The 15,856-nt window shown below is 71.3% G+C and carries 11 protein-coding genes; 2 read left to right on the top strand and 9 right to left on the bottom strand.

Annotation, left to right across the window (positions count from 1 at the left end; all coding sequences use genetic code 11):
- Positions 1–103: 103 nt before the first annotated feature.
- The 6 genes from NUG21_RS03145 to NUG21_RS03120 all read right to left on the bottom strand — a co-directional run bounded on the left by NUG21_RS03145 (position 104) and on the right by NUG21_RS03120 (position 9,569).
- Positions 104–2,473, bottom strand: coding sequence for a DUF3772 domain-containing protein (locus NUG21_RS03145; RefSeq protein ID WP_263392254.1), 2,370 nt, complete (start codon positions 2,471–2,473; stop codon positions 104–106).
- Between the two features lie 324 nt (positions 2,474–2,797).
- Entirely contained in the window at positions 2,798–3,820 is a 1,023-nt protein-coding gene (locus NUG21_RS03140; protein WP_263392253.1) for an NAD(P)H-quinone oxidoreductase, read from the bottom strand.
- Between the two features lie 217 nt (positions 3,821–4,037).
- Positions 4,038–5,354: a histidine-type phosphatase gene (locus tag NUG21_RS03135; protein ID WP_263392252.1), complete on the bottom strand. Its 1,317-nt coding sequence runs from the start codon at positions 5,352–5,354 to the stop codon at positions 4,038–4,040.
- An 8-nt stretch (positions 5,355–5,362) separates the two neighbouring features.
- Complete coding sequence (locus tag NUG21_RS03130; RefSeq protein WP_263392251.1) at positions 5,363–7,864, bottom strand: TonB-dependent receptor; 2,502 nt, start codon at positions 7,862–7,864, stop codon at positions 5,363–5,365.
- Positions 7,865–7,978: 114 nt separating this feature from the next.
- Positions 7,979–9,061 carry a FecR family protein gene (locus NUG21_RS03125; protein ID WP_263392250.1) on the bottom strand — a complete coding sequence of 361 codons (1,083 nt, stop codon included), beginning with the start codon at positions 9,059–9,061 and terminating at the stop codon, positions 7,979–7,981.
- Positions 9,054–9,569, bottom strand: coding sequence for an RNA polymerase sigma factor (locus NUG21_RS03120; protein WP_242084880.1), 516 nt, complete (start codon positions 9,567–9,569; stop codon positions 9,054–9,056). The genes NUG21_RS03125 and NUG21_RS03120 overlap by 8 nt, the downstream gene beginning before the upstream one ends.
- Before the next feature lie 331 nt (positions 9,570–9,900).
- Here NUG21_RS03120 and NUG21_RS03115 point away from each other — a divergent pair, with 331 nt between their 5' ends.
- Entirely contained in the window at positions 9,901–10,971 is a 1,071-nt protein-coding gene (locus tag NUG21_RS03115) for a pirin family protein (RefSeq protein WP_263392249.1), read from the top strand.
- A 428-nt stretch (positions 10,972–11,399) separates the two neighbouring features.
- Positions 11,400–12,140, top strand: coding sequence for a GntR family transcriptional regulator (locus tag NUG21_RS03110; RefSeq protein WP_263392248.1), 741 nt, complete (start codon positions 11,400–11,402; stop codon positions 12,138–12,140).
- A gap of 155 nt (positions 12,141–12,295) precedes the next feature.
- On the opposite strand, the gene NUG21_RS03105 is transcribed toward NUG21_RS03110, so the two are convergent.
- The 3 genes from NUG21_RS03105 to mdcB all read right to left on the bottom strand — a co-directional run bounded on the left by NUG21_RS03105 (position 12,296) and on the right by mdcB (position 15,526).
- Positions 12,296–13,651 carry an SLC13 family permease gene (locus NUG21_RS03105; protein ID WP_160945630.1) on the bottom strand — a complete coding sequence of 452 codons (1,356 nt, stop codon included), beginning with the start codon at positions 13,649–13,651 and terminating at the stop codon, positions 12,296–12,298.
- A 142-nt stretch (positions 13,652–13,793) separates the two neighbouring features.
- On the bottom strand, positions 13,794–14,714 hold the full coding sequence (locus NUG21_RS03100) for an acyltransferase domain-containing protein (protein ID WP_263392247.1): 921 nt from the start codon (positions 14,712–14,714) through the stop codon (positions 13,794–13,796).
- A complete protein-coding gene (gene mdcB / locus NUG21_RS03095; protein WP_263393024.1) occupies positions 14,711–15,526 on the bottom strand; it encodes a triphosphoribosyl-dephospho-CoA synthase MdcB in 816 nt (271 codons plus the stop codon). Before mdcB ends, NUG21_RS03100 begins: the two co-directional genes overlap by 4 nt.
- Between the last annotated feature and the right edge of the window lie 330 nt (positions 15,527–15,856).

The raw sequence follows: 15,856 nt of genomic DNA, 5'->3' as shown, positions 1-15,856 counted from the left end.
GGAATCGTAGGAGCGGCTTCAGCCGCGACCTGCAGCGCCGACAGGCAGCAGCCAAGCCTGCTTTGCGCTTCACCAATCCCCAATCCCGAATCCCCAATCCCCGCTACTGACGCACCAACTTCACTTCCTGGGGCGATTCCAGCGCGATGCCCTCCTCGGCCAGGCGCTGCAGCAGGGCGAAGAACAGGTCGCTGCGGGTGCCGTAGGTCAGCCGCGGCGAGGCCACGTAGGCGAAGCTGTTGAGGGTGACGTGGCCGCTGGCGATGGAGTCGATGAACACCGACGGCGCCGGGTCGTCCAGCACGCCCGGGTGCGCCGCGTACAGCTCCAGCAGCAGGGCACGCAGCTTGGTCACATCGGTGCCCAGCGACACCGCGAACTGGATCTGCACCCGCCCCAGCGGCCCGGCCAGGGTCATGTTGCGCAGGGTCTTGGTGATCAGTTCGGAGTTGGGGACGATCAGGGTGGAGCGGTCGCCGACCTGGATCTCGGTGGCGCGCACGCTGATCCGGCGCACGTCGCCCTCCTGGTCGCCGATCTTGATCCAGTCGCCGATCTTCACCGGGCGCTCGGCGAGCAGGATCAGGCCGGACACGAAGTTCTGGGTGATCGACTGCAGGCCGAAACCGATGCCGACCGACAGCGCACTGACCACCAGCGCGATGCGCTCCAGGCCGATGCCCAGGGCGGCCAGCGCCCACAACGCCGCCAGGATGATGCCGACATAGCGCGCCACCGTGCTGATCGAGTTGCGCGAGCCGTCGTCCAGTTCGGTCTTGGGCAGATAGGTCTGGGTCAACCAGCGATGCAGGTACTGCATGACGCCCAGGCCCAGCAGCAGCACCAGCACCGCGCGGGCGATCGCGCCCGGGTACAGCACCACCTTGTCGCTGACGCGGATGCCGTCGGACAGCAGCGAGAACCAGTCCGAGACGATGGAGACGTTGGTACCGAACGGCATCAGCAGCGCGCCGACGCCGATCAGCAGCAACAGCACCCGCAGCAGCGCCGAGGTCAGCACGCCCGCCTGCTCCAGGCTGCTCGAACGCACCCCGAACGCGCCGTTGGCGGCGCGGCCGATGCGGCCTTCGCTGGCGAACAGCCACAGCGCGAAGTCGTCGGCGAAGGTCATCAGCAGGCGCACCGCACCGACGATCATGGTGATCCAGATGATCTGCCGGGTGATGAAAAGCCCCAGGTGCAGGTAGCCCAGCAGCGCCGCCAGCAGTGCCACCACCACCGCCACCTTGACCAGCACCCCGATCAACGCCAGCACCCCGCCGTGCTGGCCGGGCGGCGGCGGCTGGTCGTTGGCCAGCGCCTGCGCCGCGGCCTCGGCGTACTGCCGCCGGCGCAGCCGCGACAGGCTGGTCAGCGTGGCCAGGATCAGCACCCCGTAGACCAGCGCGATCACCCCGTCGGCGGCGACGGTGGCCGAATCGCTGGTGCGCGCGGCCTGGTTGACCACCAGCAGCATGCTGCTGAGCCAGGCCAGCGCCGCGGTGGCCCAGGTGTACTTGCGCAGGCGCCGCGCGGTGGCGTCGTCGATCGGGAACAGCCGCCAGCTCGGCTGGTTCGGCAGCAGCACGCTGGCGCCGAGCGAGCCCATGAAGGCCGCGGCGAAGCTGACCCACACGAAGCCATTGAGCACTGCATCCAGGCGCTCGGGCACCGCGTCGATGCTGCGCAGGGCTTCGGCCAGCGCCACCGCGGCCAGGCCCGGGGTCAGCGTGCCCAGCAGCAGGAACCAGATCGCCAGACCGGAGCGGCGCAGGCGGCTGCCCGGCGCGCGCGACACCGCATAGCGCTTGCCCAGCCAGCGCAGCAGGTAGCGCAGCGGGAACAACAGGATCAGCGCGATGGCGATGCCGAACCCGAGCGCGCCGCGGCCATGCTCGGCGATCGCGCCCTGCAGCGCCTGCTGGCCCAGCGCATACAGCGCCAGCAGCTTGGCCTGGTCGTCGGGGAAATCGGCGGCGATCTGCTTCCACAGCGCCGGCGACAGCGGCGAGGGCGAGCGCAGCGACAGCTCCTGGCTGAAATGCTCGGCGCGCGCGCGTTCGATCTCGTCGGCCAGCTGCCGCGCCTCCACCACCATCAGCTTGCCGCGCTTGACCCCCGAATCCAGCGCATCGCGTTGCTTGGTCAGCGCCTTGCGCTGTGCGGCGATGTCGGGCGAGTCGCCGGTGGCGGCCGGGCCGAGTTGCTGCAAGCGCGCATTGACCTGCGCCAGCTGCTGCGAGAGCGCATCGGCGGCGGTCTGCGCATCGTTGGCGGCATCGGAGACCTGCGCCACCAGATCCTGGAACGCCGTCTGGTTGCCTGCGTCCACTTCCTGGCCGCGCGCGTCCTTCAGCGACTTGGCGGCGTTGTCCAGCAGGGTCTGCGGGTCCGGCGGCGCGTCGTCGGCGTCCTGCGGCTGGGCGGAGGCCACGGCCGCGCACAGCCACAACAGCAGCAGGACGCAACGCAACAGGGACGACGAGGACGCGGAACGGGGCAGCAGGCGCACGCAGGGACCGGCACGGGCATGCGCGGACCACCGCGCGTGCGGCGCACTATACGGCGCGGCGCTTGAACCGGGCCAGCGGTGACGGGGGGCTGATACTGGGGCTCGTGTTTCGAGGGGTACCGGGGCCACCTGCGCGGGTGCGCGGTGGCCACCGGGGGCTGCCTCCCTTCACGACCGACAACGCGTAGGAGCGGCTTCAGCCGCGATGGGCGTTACCGGGAACGCCCGTCGCGGCTGAAGCCGCTCCTACGACGGCACGCGGGTCGCCGCGACCGATGCCCGCGTTCACTGCGCTGCTGTCGTCAGCACGATCTTGCCGATGTGCGCACTGGACTCCATCAACGCATGCGCCTGCGCCGCTTCCTGCAGCGGGAAGCAGCGGTCCACCTGCGGTTTGATGCGGCCCTGCGCCAGCAGCGGCCACACCCGTTCTTCCAGTTCGCGCGCGATCGCCGCCTTCTCCATTACCGAGCGCGGGCGCAGGGTCGAGCCGGTGTGGGTCAGGCGCTTGGCCAGCAGCGGCATCAGGTCCAGTTCGCGCACCTTGCCCTGCTGGATGCCGATCTGCACGATGCGCCCGTCCAGCGCCGCGGCCTGGTAGTTGCGCGCCAGGTAGTCGCCGCCGATCAGGTCCACGATCACGTCGGCGCCACGGCCCTCGGTCAGGCGCATCGTCTCGGCGACGAAGTCTTCCTCGCGGTAGAGGATGGCCGCCTCCGCGCCCAGCGCCAGGCTGGCGGCGCGCTTGTCGGCCGACCCCACGGTGCTGATCACCCGCGCGCCGAAGGCCCGCCCGAGCAAGGTGGCGACGCTGCCGATGCCGGAGGTGCCGCCGTGCACCAGCAGGGTCTCGCCGGACTGCAGGCGGCCGCGCTGGAACACGTTGGCCCACACCGTGAAGAAGGTTTCCGGCACCGCCGCGGCCTCGGTCAGGCTCAGCGCTGCCGGCACCGGCAAGGCGTTGCGCTCGTGCACCACCGCGTACTCGGCATAGCCGCCGCCGGCGACCAGCGCGCAGATCTGGTCGCCCAGCCGGTAGCGTTCCACGCCCTCGCCCAGGCCGACCACCTCGCCGGCGAACTCCAGCCCCGGCAGCGGCGAGGCGCCCGGCGGCGGCGGATAGCTGCCCTGGCGCTGCATCACATCGGGCCGGTTGACGCCGGCCGCGGCCACCCGCACCAGCAGTTCGCCGCGCCCCGGATGCGGCAGCGGCACGCGCACCGGCACCAGCACCTCGGGCGCACCGGGCTGGCGGATCTCGATCGCGGTCATGGTGTCGGGCAGCGCGGCGGCGTGGGTCGGGGACATGGCGGGGTCCTGGCAAAGAGCGCGGCGCACGCAGGCGCAGGCGCGTGGGGGAACCGCGATGATCGACCTTCCGCGCTGAGGGGTCCGTGACGGCGGGCGGCATTTACCCCGGCCCCGTGACACGCGTAGGAGCGGCTTCAGCCGCGACAGGCATGACCCAGGAACAGCCGGTCGCGGCTGAAGCCGCTCCTACGGTGCCGCCCAGCGCAGGCGCCGCCTAATCGCCCACCGGTGCCGCTTTCGCCGGCCATGGCGTCATCGCCGGCACCGCCGCCTCGACCCGTTGCGGATCCAGCCGCGCCTGCAGTGCCGGCAGCGCGATCGCCAACGGGCAGCGCAGCCGGCCGCCGCAGCCGGGCAACGGCCAGCGCCGCTCGCGCAGGCCGTGGCCGTCGAAGCGGTTGGCGCGCAGCGCCGGCAGGGTCGGCACCAGGCTGCGCAGTTGCAGGAAGTCGTGGCCGTCCTGCCGCACCAGTTCCAACAGCAGCGCACCACCGGGCGGATACGCGTCCGGCTGGCCGCGCACGAGCGGATCGATGCCGAACAGGCCGGCCAGATGGGCCAGGTTGGTGTCGTGGCCGAGCAGCAACAGCGCGCGCGTGTCCGCCGGCGCCAGCGCTGCCACCGCCGGGGTCTGCCCGGCCGCCGTTTGCAGCGTCGCCAGCAGGTGCGCGAGCAGGTTGGAGCCGCCGGCACGTGCCGCCGGCAGCGCCCGCTTGCTGTAGGCGAAGGACGCGTTGTGCAGGCCGATCAGTCGCTGCAGCGCCGCGGCATCGGCGCGCCCCCACGCCACCTGCGGCAACGGCAGGCCCTGCGCGTACTCCAGCATCAGGTTCTCGGCCAGGCTGCCGGCGGTCTTCAATGCCTTGGCCGCCTGCGCCGGCTCCTGCAGCCGCTGCGGATCGTCCAGGCGCGGCGCGACCGGCGCAGCGCAAGCCGGAGTCGCGCAGCCGGACAGCACCCGCTGCAGCGCGCGCAGCCGGGTGCGGGTGGCCGCGTCCAGGTGCAGCGGCGCCGCGGGCGCAGCGTCGTCCTTGTCCTCGTCCTTGCCGAAATGGAACAGCGGATTGTTCTGTGTCGTCGGCAACGCCAGGTACTGCGCCTGACACCCCGGCAGCAGTCCCTCGGTGAACGCCGCCGCGCTGTCGTGATTGCGCGGCGTGCTGTCGGCGATCACCACCGCGCCGGACCTGGCGCAATCCGGCGCCAGCGCCGCCGTGCCCAGCCAGCGCTGCCGATAGCGCGCGCCCAGCGCCTGCATGCCGGCCGCCCCGTGCCCAGTGAGCTGGCCGGGCGCCACCGGCCATTGCGGCCACGGCTGTGCGGCGTACTTGGCCAGCTCCTGCGGCGATTGCGTCGGTGCGCGCACGCCGTGGCGCATCACCACGATCGTCAGGCGCACCTCCGCCGCGCTCGGTGCGGCAGCCGCCGCCTGCCTGGGCGATGCGGCCACCGGCCACGCGGCGCTGGCGACCCACAGCAGCGCGGCCAGACGCCATCCGCTGCGCACGCGTGCAAACTGGGAAAAGGACATGGCCGGCCTCAGAACTTCAGCGACAGGTCGAGGAACACGCCGCGCCCGGCCAGGCCGAAGTACAGCGGCTGGTTGTCGGAGGAACGGGTGCCGGCGTAGCCGATCAGCGCGTGCCGGTTCAGCAGGTTGTTGACGTCCATGCTGATCGAATAGCCCTTCAGGCCGTAGGGCCCGTGCGTGCTGCGGTAGCCCAGCGCCGCGTCCAGGCTGGCGTAGCCGCCCAGGCGCTGGTCGTTGCCGAACACGGTGGCGCCGCTGGCGGTGGTGCTGTTGTCCACGCCGTACTGTGCGCCCACCATCTTCTCCATCAGCGAGCCGAAGTAGCCAGTGCCGCTGTTGTACAGCAGGCCCAGCGCCGCGGTCACCCGCGGCGTGCCGGCGACCTGGGTGCTGCTGTGCTTGTAGGTGGCGTCGTTGTAGCTGGCGTTGGCGTACAGGCTCAGGATCGGCGTCAGCGCGTAGGTGGCCTCGGCCTCGGCGCCGCGGTACACCGCGCCGCCGCCGTTGACGTAGGCGCTCTCGGTACCGCTGTCGGTAGTGATCAGGGTCTGGCTGATGTAGTTGCTGAAGTCGATGTAGTAGACGTCGGCGCCGAAGGTCAGGCCGCGCGCGGCGTAGCTGGTGCCGAGCTGGTAGTTGCTGGTCAGTTCCGGGCGCAGGCCGCGCGCGCCGTTGAGTTCGATCACGTCGATCGGCGGCGCCAGGAAGCCGCGCGCAGCCTGCACGTAGCCGCTCCAGTGCTCGTTGAAGGCCTGGTGCAGGCTCAGCGACGGCAGCGTGGCGTCGTAGCTGGCCGTGCTGTGCGCCGGCGCCGGCGGCGTGCTCTTGTTGAGCTCGGCATCGAGCTGGCGCTGCACGCGCGCGTAGCGCAGGCCCGGGCTGAGGGTGAGGCTGTCGCTGAGCTTCCAGTCGTACTGCAGGTACGGCTGCAGGGTGTCGGTGCGGTCGTGCAGGTTGTAGTTGTACAGCGGGCCGTACTTGGTGCCGCTGGCCGCGCCGGTGCTCATGTCCACCGGCAACTGCTGGCGCTCGTCGAGGTTGCGCTCCACCCACACGCCGGTCTGCAATTGCCCCGGGCCGAGGTCGCGCGCCAGCCGCAGCACGTCGCCGAAGGCGCGGAAGTCGTTGTCCGACAGCTTGCCCGGCACGTCCTTGGCGGCCTTGGACAGCTTCTTGCCGGTCGCGCCGTAGAAGGTCACGCCGTTGTCGGCGGCGCTCTCGCTGGTGGGGATGCTGGTCTTGGCCGCGGTGTGGTCGAAGCTGTTGTAGTAGATCTTGTTGTCCAGGTCCCAGTCGCCCAGGCGCGTGCTCAGCCCCAGGTAGGTGAAGCTGGAGTAGTAGGCGGCGGCGTTGTAGCCGGTGTAGTTCTGCAGGGTCGGATCGTTGCCCAGGCCGTAGCGCCAGCCATGCTGCGCGATCTGCGCGCGGGTGGCGCCCTGCACGGTGTTCTGGTGCTCCTGGTTGTAGCTGCTGACGAAGGTCAGCGTGGTCGCCTCGCCGAGATCGCTGACGGTCTTGAGGAAGGCGTGCTCGCGGCGGTCGTCGGTGCCTTTGAGGTAGGTGTCGCTGGCCTCCTTGGACAGGTCGGCGAACAGGCGCGTGTTGCCGATGTGCTCGTCGGCGCTGACACCGCCGGCCCAGGTGTTCCAGCTGCCGCCGGTGCCGTAGACGGTGACCCCGTCGACCTCGCTGGGATTGCGCGTGCGCAGCGCCAGGGTGCCGCCGAAGGTGGCGTTGCCGATGGTGGCGCCGCCGCCGGGGCCGCGGTCGATCTCGGCCTGGCCGAGCACGTGGTTGTTGAAGTAGGCCGAGGTGGTGTGGTGCAGATCGCTGGCATCGCCGAACGGGATGCCGTCGAAGGTGATGTTGAACTGGCCGTCCTGGAAGCCGCGGATGCTGATGCCTTCGTTCTTGCCCAGGCCCGGGCCTTCCGGCGAGGTGGTGACCACGCTGGGCGCGTACTTGATGATGTCGTCGTAGTTGGAGTTCAGCCGCAGGCCGTCGCGGATGAAGCGCTCGCCGATCACCGACGTCGGCTGGCTCGCCTCCAGCGGCGCGGCGCTGGGCGCCAGCGTGTCGACGCTGTTGGCGGTGACGTTGATCGGCGCCAGTTCGCGCGGGCAGTCGTGCTCGCCGTCCGCCTCGGCGCGCGCCGGGGCGGCGCTGCGCGGCGCACGCGGCGCGGCGGCCGGGGCGGTGGCGACGCTGCTGCGCACGATGGCGACCGAGCCCGGGGTCAGCATGCGGTAGTCCAGGCCGGTGCCGGCAAGCAGGGCGTGCAGTTGCTGCGGCGGTGCCAGGCCGGCCGGGGCACCGCTGCTGTGCAGGCCCGCGGCCAGCGCCGGGTCGTACATCAGCTGCAGGCCGCTGCTGCGTGCGAACCGGTCCAGCGCCTGCGCCAGCGGCATGGGCGCGATGGCCGCCGCCGTGGCGGCGGGCGCCGACCAGGCCGGCAGCGAGGACGCACTGCCGAGCAGCAGGGCGATGGAGACGACGAGAGGCTTGCGCATGACGATCACACCAGAGGGGAGAAAGGGCGGCCCCGCGCGTGCTGCGCGATGGCCATGCGTCCTAGGAGTGCCCCGGCGCGCCGTGCGGCTACCGTCGATTGCGTGAATTTTTTCTTACAGCGGCGCCGGTGCGCGGCGGAGGGTCACCGCCTGCGCATCGCGCTGCACCTGCACGCCGGGCAGGCTGCCGACATAGGCGACGAAGGCCTCCGGATCGCGCAGGTGGAACACGCCGCTGACCCGCTGCGCCGCCAGCGCCGGGTCGGCGATGCGCAGCGGCCGCGTGGTGTAGGCGTTGAACAGCCGTGCCACCTCGCCGAGGCTGCGGTCCTGCACACCGACCTGCGCCGGCAGCCAGGCAGTGGCGTCGGCGATGTCGGCATGGTCGCGCAGCGCCAGCACGCGGCCCTGCGCATCCACCCGCGCCTGCTGGCCGCCGCCCAGGTCCGCCAGCGTCGTCCCGTCCGACGGCAGGTCGCCGCGGCGCCACCATGCCGGCGTGTCGCGCGACACCTGCACCCGCCCCTGCAGCACGGTGACCCGCGCCCCGCCGGCCTGCGGGTCGACCCCGAACACGGTACCGACGTCGCGCAGCACCAGGGTGCCGACGCTGACCCGCAGCGGCCGTGCCGGATCGTGGCCGAGATCGAACACCGCCTTGCCGCGCAGCAGGGCGATATCGCGGCGCTGCGCGCCGTAGCGCACCGCGATCGCACCGCCGCGCTGCAGCTGCACCATGCTGCCGTCGTCCAGCGCGATGCTGCGCGGCGCGTCCGCCGGCGCTTCGTAGACCGTTGCCGGCACCGGCGTCGGAACGCTCAGGCGCAGCGCCAGGCCGATGGCGGCCAGCGCCAGCACGGCCGCCGCCGCCAGCGGCCAGCGCCTGCGTCGTGGTACGACACGGCGCGGGTTGAACGCCACCGCCGGTGTGTCCACGTCCGGGCGCAACGGCACCACCACCGCCCCGCTGCGCAAGGCATGCGCGCGCAGTTGCGCACTGCTGGCCTGTTGCGCCTGGGCCGCGGCCGGCAGGTCGCCGTGCATGCGCGCGATGTCGAGATAGGCGGCCACGTGCGCTGGCGAGTGCCGCAGCCAGCCCAGGAACGCGGCCTGCCGCGCCGGCGGCAGCGTGGTCTCGCGCTGCGCCAGGTACCAGTCCGCGGCGGCTTCGGCGCTGCGTCGTGACTCCTCACGCATAGCGCGCCATGCCCTGCCGGCACACCGCCAGGCCCTTGATGATGTATTTCTTGACCATGTGGCTGGAGATCTGCAGTTGCTCGGCGATCTCCTGGTAGCCCAGCTCGTCGCGGTAGCGCAGCACCATCGCCGCACGGCACTTCGGCGGCAGCCGCGCCATCAGTTCGGCCAGGCGCTGCCGGCGCTGCGCGCGGTGCACCTGCGCATCGGCCTCGCAGGGCACTGCCAGCCGGTCCAGCACGTCGTCCAGGCAGGTATCGCGCTGGCTGCTGCGCTGGTGCAGCAGCGCGTGCTCGCGCATCAGGTTGGCGGCGATGGTGAACAGGTAGGCTTCGGGATTGGCGATCTCCGGCGCATGCGCCTCGCTGCGCTGCAGCCGAAGCCACACTTCCTGCAGCAGGTCGTCGGTATCCCAGGCCGCGGCGCGGCGCTTGCGGAAATAGCGGCTCAGCGACGGCCGCCATTGCAGGAACAGCCGCGACAGGGCCGGCAAGGGTTCGGGACGCACCAGGCGCTCGCAGGATCGGAAAAGCCTGCGATGCTGGCCGCGGCAGATGACAGTCCAATGACGCACGGGTCCTGCGGGCGCAGCTGCGCGGTTGCGCCCGCGGCGAGCATTCAGCGCACGCCGCTACCTGCCGGGTCGCTCGATCGGCGCATGCAACGCGGCCGGCCACCGCGCCTGCGCCATCGCCATGGACGCGGCGGCGGGGCAGCCCAGCGTTTCCCGAGCGGGACAGGATGTCCTTCGGGCCGGCCTTCCGTTCCATCGGCATCGCCCCATATCGTGAAGGTTGCCGCGTCCAACCTCGGGCGGCGTTCGCACGAAGGATCTCTCCATGACCGACCCCATCGTCCAGATCAAGCCGCTCGGCTTCCCTTGGGACACGATCGACCCGTTCCTGTTCTGCGTCCACCACGACGATGCCTACCCCGCCGGCAACGGCGCGATGGGGCCGGCGGCGTCCCTGCACGGCCGCGCCATCGGCCAGGACTTCAGCCGCAAGGACGGCTGGAGCATGTATCACGGCGAGGAGATTCCCGGCTTTCCCGGCCATCCGCACCGCGGCTTCGAGACCGTGACCATCGTGCGCAAGGGCCTGATCGACCATGCCGACTCGCTCGGTGCGGCGGCGCGCTTCGGCGCCGGCGACGTGCAATGGGTGACGGCGGGCGCGGGCATCGTCCATTCGGAGATGTTCCCGCTGCTGGACACGGCGGCGCCCAACCCGCTGGAACTGTTCCAGATCTGGCTCAACCTGCCGGCGCGCAACAAGCTGGCCGCGCCGCACTTCACCATGTTCTGGTCGGAAGACCTGCCGCGCTTCACGGCCACCGACGACGCCGGCCGCACCACCGAGGTGGCCTGCGTGGCCGGCCGCATCGGCCCGGTCGACGCCGCGCCCGGCAGCGCCGGTGGCCCGCTCGCGCCGCCACCGGATTCGTGGGCCGCGCAGGACGATGCCGATGTGGCCATCTGGACGATCCGCATGGCACCCGGCGCACGCTGGACCCTGCCCGCCGCGCAAGGCCGCGGCACGCGCCGCAGCCTGTACTTCTTCAAGGGCGCAGCGGTGACGGTGGGCGGGCGCCCGGTCACCCGCCACGCGGCGATCGAGTTGCGCGCCGATCAAGCGGTCGAGTTGGTCAGTGGCGACGGAGAGGCGAGCGAGTTCCTGGTGCTGCAAGGCCGACCGATCGCCGAACCGGTGGCCCAACACGGTCCGTTCGTGATGAACACCCAGGCCGAGATCGCCCAGGCCATGGCCGACTATCGCCGCACCCAGTTCGGCGGCTGGCCATGGCAGGACGAGGCGCCGGTGCACGGCAGCGACCCGGCCCGCTTCGCGCGACATCCGGATGGGCGCGAGGAGCGGCCGGCGCCGCACGCGGTCGCCGCCAACGGCTAGGGCGTGTCACCGATTGCCGAGAATGCCGCGTTGGCTCTGGCAGGCGCGCGCGCCCATGGCCGCGTCATCGCTCGGGCGTCGACGGACGTCCACGTCCTCACGCCTCCTGGCCACAGGCGCACGCAATCGCGGCGCGGCATGCTCGGGGATTGATGGCCACCCCAGCGGCTGTTTCTTCTCCCCTCGAGAGCACGGCCCTCATCGTCGGGGAAGGTGCCCCGCAGGGACGGATGAGGGTAGTGACGCAGCCTCGTGCGCCGCAAACGCTGCGCGTCGCTTCGCGCCGTACCCTCACCCCAACCCCTCTCCCGGCGGGAGAGGGGCCACGCGTTCCATAGCGGGCCGAGGCTAGTGCCTGCGCGGCGGTGACCGTCGGCCGCTAGAATGGCCGCATCGCCCACCGGCTCCAGAGCGCTTCGACCTCGCCGATGACCCTCGCACCCGACAGCCGCGCGCCGCGCAAGCGCGTGGCGCTGTACGAAGACGTGGCCGAGCGGCTGCGGCAGAAGATCTACGACTACGTGCTGCCGCCGGGCGAATGGATCGATGAGCCGGCGCTGGTCGCCGAACTGGGGATCAGCCGCACCCCGCTGCGCGAGAGCCTGAAGCTGCTCGCGGCCGAAGGCCTGGTGCAGATCGAACCCGGCCGCGGCGCACGCGTGACCCGGCTGACCCTGGAAGACCTCAACGAGCTGTTCCCGGTGATGGCGCTGCTGGAAGGCCGCTGCGCCTACGAGGCGGTGCGCAAGGTCGACGCCACCGGCCTGGCGCGGCTGGAGACGTTGCACGCACGCATGGAGCAGGCCGCCGACGAAGGCGATCTGGCCGAGTACTACCGGCAGAACTACCTGATCCACGAATCGGTGCAGGAACTGGCCGGCAATCCGTGGCTGATCCGCGTCACCCACGACCTGCACCGCATCCTCAAGATGCACCGAGGACGCCAGCTGCTGGCGCCCGGACGCATGCAGCAATCGCTGTCCGAACACCGCGAACTGATGGACTGCTTCCGCCGCGGCGATGCCGAAGGCGCCGAGCGCACCATGAACCGGCATCTGCAAAGCCAGGGCAACGCCCTGGCGATGTACGTGGCCGCCGGCGGCAAGTTGAACGTGCCGGCGCCGTTGCCTGGGAGCCGGGATTCGGGATTGGAGATTGGGGATTCGTAACAGCGGCGTCTGCTGCGCCGATGAAACGCTGCGGCGGTCGAAACCCTGCAAAAAAGCGCCGACCCAACGGCCGGCGCTTTTCTTGCAACGCAGGTTGGATCAGGAACCGCGATCCGCTCTAACCAATCCCCAATCCCGAATCCCCAATCCCAGCCTCACAGCCACCCCGGCACCACCAGCAGCAGCCAAGCCAGCAACGGGCCGAAGAGCACCACCAGGCCGCTGTAGATCAGGAAGCGCTTGTACAGCGCATCGCGTTCGTCCGGGGCGGCCGAGGCCACCACCAGCGCGCCGTTGGTCGAGAACGGACTCACGTCCACCACCGTGGACGAGATCGCCAGGGCGCAGATCACCCCGGCCGCGCCGAGGTGGCCCTGCAGCAGAAACGGCACTGCCAGCGGGATGGTCGCGCCCAACACCGCCGCCGACGAGGCGAACGCGGAGACGATGCCGCCGACGTAGCACACCAGCAGCGCGCCGAGCAGCGGGATGCCGATGTCGGATACGCTGTTGCCGATGAAGTCCACCGCCCCGCTCTCCTGCAGCACCGCCACGTAGGTGACCACGCCGCTGATCAACAGCACCGTGGACCAGCTGATGCCGTCCACCGCGCCCTTCTGCGCCTTCGGCGACAACAGCGCCAGCACCACCGCCACGGTCATCGAGACCAGGCCGACGTTGAGGTTGTAGATCAGCGAGGCGATGCCCAGGCCGAGCAGGCCGAACAAGGTCAACACGCGATCGCGGTTCAGGCGCACCGACTCCAGCGCCGCCGGGTCGGTGGACAAGGTGCCGCCGCCGGCCGACAGCAACGCGCCATGGCCTTCGATGGCGAACCGGCGATGCGAGGACTGATCGCCCACCGCCACGTACTCGGCATTGGCCAGCGACGGCGTCTGTGCGCGCCGCAGCAAGGCCAGGCCGCCAAAGGCGAAGAAGCAGATCACCGCCATCAGCAGGTTGAAGCCGAGGCTGGTCAGGAACACCGCCATCTCGGTCACGTCCAGCCCTGCCTTCTCCACCACCTTGTTGGTGATGCCGCCGTACACGCTGATCGGCGAGAATCCGCCGGCCTGCGCGCCATGGATCACCAGCAGGCCCATCAGCAACGGATTGATCCTGTACTGCTTGGCGAAGCGCAGCGCGACCGGGCCGATGATCGCCACCGCCGCCGGACCCAGCGCACCGAACGCGGTCAACACCGCGGTGACCACGAACATCACCCATGGGATCGCCACGATCTTGCCGCGGACCGCGCGCACCGCCCAATGCACCAACAGATCGATGGTGCCGTTGTTGCGCGCGATCGCGAACAGATAGGTGATGCCGACCAGGGTCAGGAACAGGTCGCCGGGAAACCCGGCCAAGACCTCCTTCCCGTCCATGCCGACCCAGACGCCACCGATGATGAAGGCCAACGCGAACGCGACCGCGCCCATGTTGACCGGCAACGCCGTGGCCACGATGAACATCACGATCAAGCCGATGATCGTTGCGATTTGTGGACTCATGCGCCCTCCCGAGCTGGCTGGATCCGTATCACTGCCCCTGCCGCGAATGGCCACCCGCCATCCTGGGTCGATCGCCCATTGCCAGCCGCCGTTGCGGCGCGGCGGCGGCCATCGCCGTCCCCGGTCGCCGCCGCGGCTGACATCACTGCATCCGCTGCTCCGCCTGCCGCACCCACGCCGCCGCTGCGGCCAGGCTGCCGAACTCCTCCACCGAGCGCGCCTGGCACTCCGGCAGCACCTCGCGCGCGATGCGCGCCAGCGCACCGCCCGGCCCCAGTTCCAGGAACACGCGTACGCCGCGTTCGGCGGCCTGGCGCAGCGTGCCGGCCCAATCCAGCGTCGTCGCCAGCTGCGCCGACAAGGCGCCGATGGCGTCGTCGCGATCGCCGATACGGTGTCCGTCGATGCCGGCCAGCACCGCGGCGCGCGGCGCCGCCAGCGGCGCGGCGCGCAAATCGGCGGCGAACGCCTGCGCCGCGCTCGCCAGCAGCGGCGTGTGCGCGGCCACCGACACCGGCAGGCGCGCGACCCGCGCGCGCTGCGCACGCGCCTGCCGCTCGCCGTGCGCCAAGGCATCGGCATGGCCGCCGAGAATCAGATGGTCCTCGCCATTGACGATGGCCAGGTGCAGGCCGGTCTGCGCGCACAGGGCCTCGGCCTGTTCGCGCAGCAGGCCCTGCACCGCGATCAGACCGTCGCCATTGCGGCTGGCCGCATCCATGCGCTGCGCGCGCTGCACCGCCAGCGCCAGGCACGCGTTAGCCTCCAGGCCGCCGGCCAACGCGTGCGCGGCCAACTCGCCGATGCTGTAGCCGAGCAGCAACGCCGTCGCCGACAGTTGCGGCAGCAACGCCGCCGCATTGGCCAGCACCGCGGCGCAGACCAGCGGCTGCGCGATTGCGTTGTCGTAGCGCGCGTCGTCGCCGGCCAGCGCGCGCGGGTCGGCGGCGAGCACCTGCGCCGCCGCCGCCAGCACCGACTCGGCCGCCGGCACGCCGGCGCTGTGGTCGAACATCGCCGGATGTTGCGCGCCCTGTCCCGGGCACAGCAGCGCCAGGCTCATAGGCCCTCCTGGCGCTGCAGGAAGCAGGCGCAGGCCAGCAGGTCGGCGCTGCCGCCCGGGCTGAGCCGGCGCGCGACGAAGGCGTCGCCGATGCGCGACAGCTGCTGGCGCCAATCCGGCTGCGCAGCGCCGCCGGCCTCGAGAAACGTCCGCGCACTGCGCTGCGCGAAGCGCAGCCCGTCGCGGCCGCCGCGGTGCAACAGATTCAGATCGTCGGTCTGCGCGATCAGTTGCAACAGGGTCTGCGCCAGCGCCGCCTCCTGCGCCAGGCCCGCACGCAGCGCCGCCTGCAAGCTCGGCAATGCCACCTCGCGCAGCAGCGGGAAACCGGCCGCCGCCTGTTCGCGCACGCCGGCCACGCCGTGCAGGCGACGCATGCGCTGGCCGTGGCTGTGCGGGTCCAGCGGGGCGTCCAGCAGCGCATCGCGCCAGTAGACGCCGACGGCATGGCAGACCGCCACGCCATCCGGCGCCGCCTGCGTCCGGCTGCGCAGCCGCGCCGCTGCAGCGACCAGCAGGCCCAGGCTGAAGATCGCGCCGCGGTGCGTGTTGATGCCGCCGGTGGCGCGCAGCATGGCACGCTCGGCGCCGATGCCGAGTTGGCGCAGCGCGGGGAACGCCGCGGCGGTCGCGCCTGCGGCGGCGATCGCGACGAAGTAGCCGCGCAACGCGAACAGGCTGCGCAGGAACGTGGAGGCGTCCATGTCGTCGTGGCTGCCGCGATCGAACGGCGTGACCAGGCCAGGCTTCGGCGCGCAGGCCAGCTCGGCATGCAGGCTGGCGACGGCGAGACGGCCGAGGCGGTGCGGCATGGCGGCCGGATCGTGGAAATTCGCCGCGGTCTTCGCCGCGGCATGCGTCGCCGTTGAAGTCACCTGCGGATAGCCTGCAGAAGGGGCTTCTTCGGCACCGGTCGCGTCCGCTGCCGCGGAGACCACGGCAGCGTTCGTCGCCGCTGAAGCCGCTCCTACAGGGACATGTGCATGGCCGGCTATTTGCACCGCGGGAGGGACTTCAGTCCCGACGGCTGCCGGTATCGGAAAGATCGCGGCTGCGATCGTCGCGGCTGAAGCCGCTCCTACGGGGACTTGCGGACAGTCGGCTACCTGCACTGTAGGAGCGGCTTCAGCCGCGACCGCTAC

The sequence above is a fragment of the Xanthomonas sp. CFBP 8445 genome (assembly GCF_025666235.1).
In the GTDB taxonomy this organism is placed as follows: domain Bacteria; phylum Pseudomonadota; class Gammaproteobacteria; order Xanthomonadales; family Xanthomonadaceae; genus Xanthomonas_A; species Xanthomonas_A indica.
The sequence above is the reverse complement of the archived record's forward strand: the minus strand, read 5'-3'. Positions and strand labels throughout refer to the sequence as shown.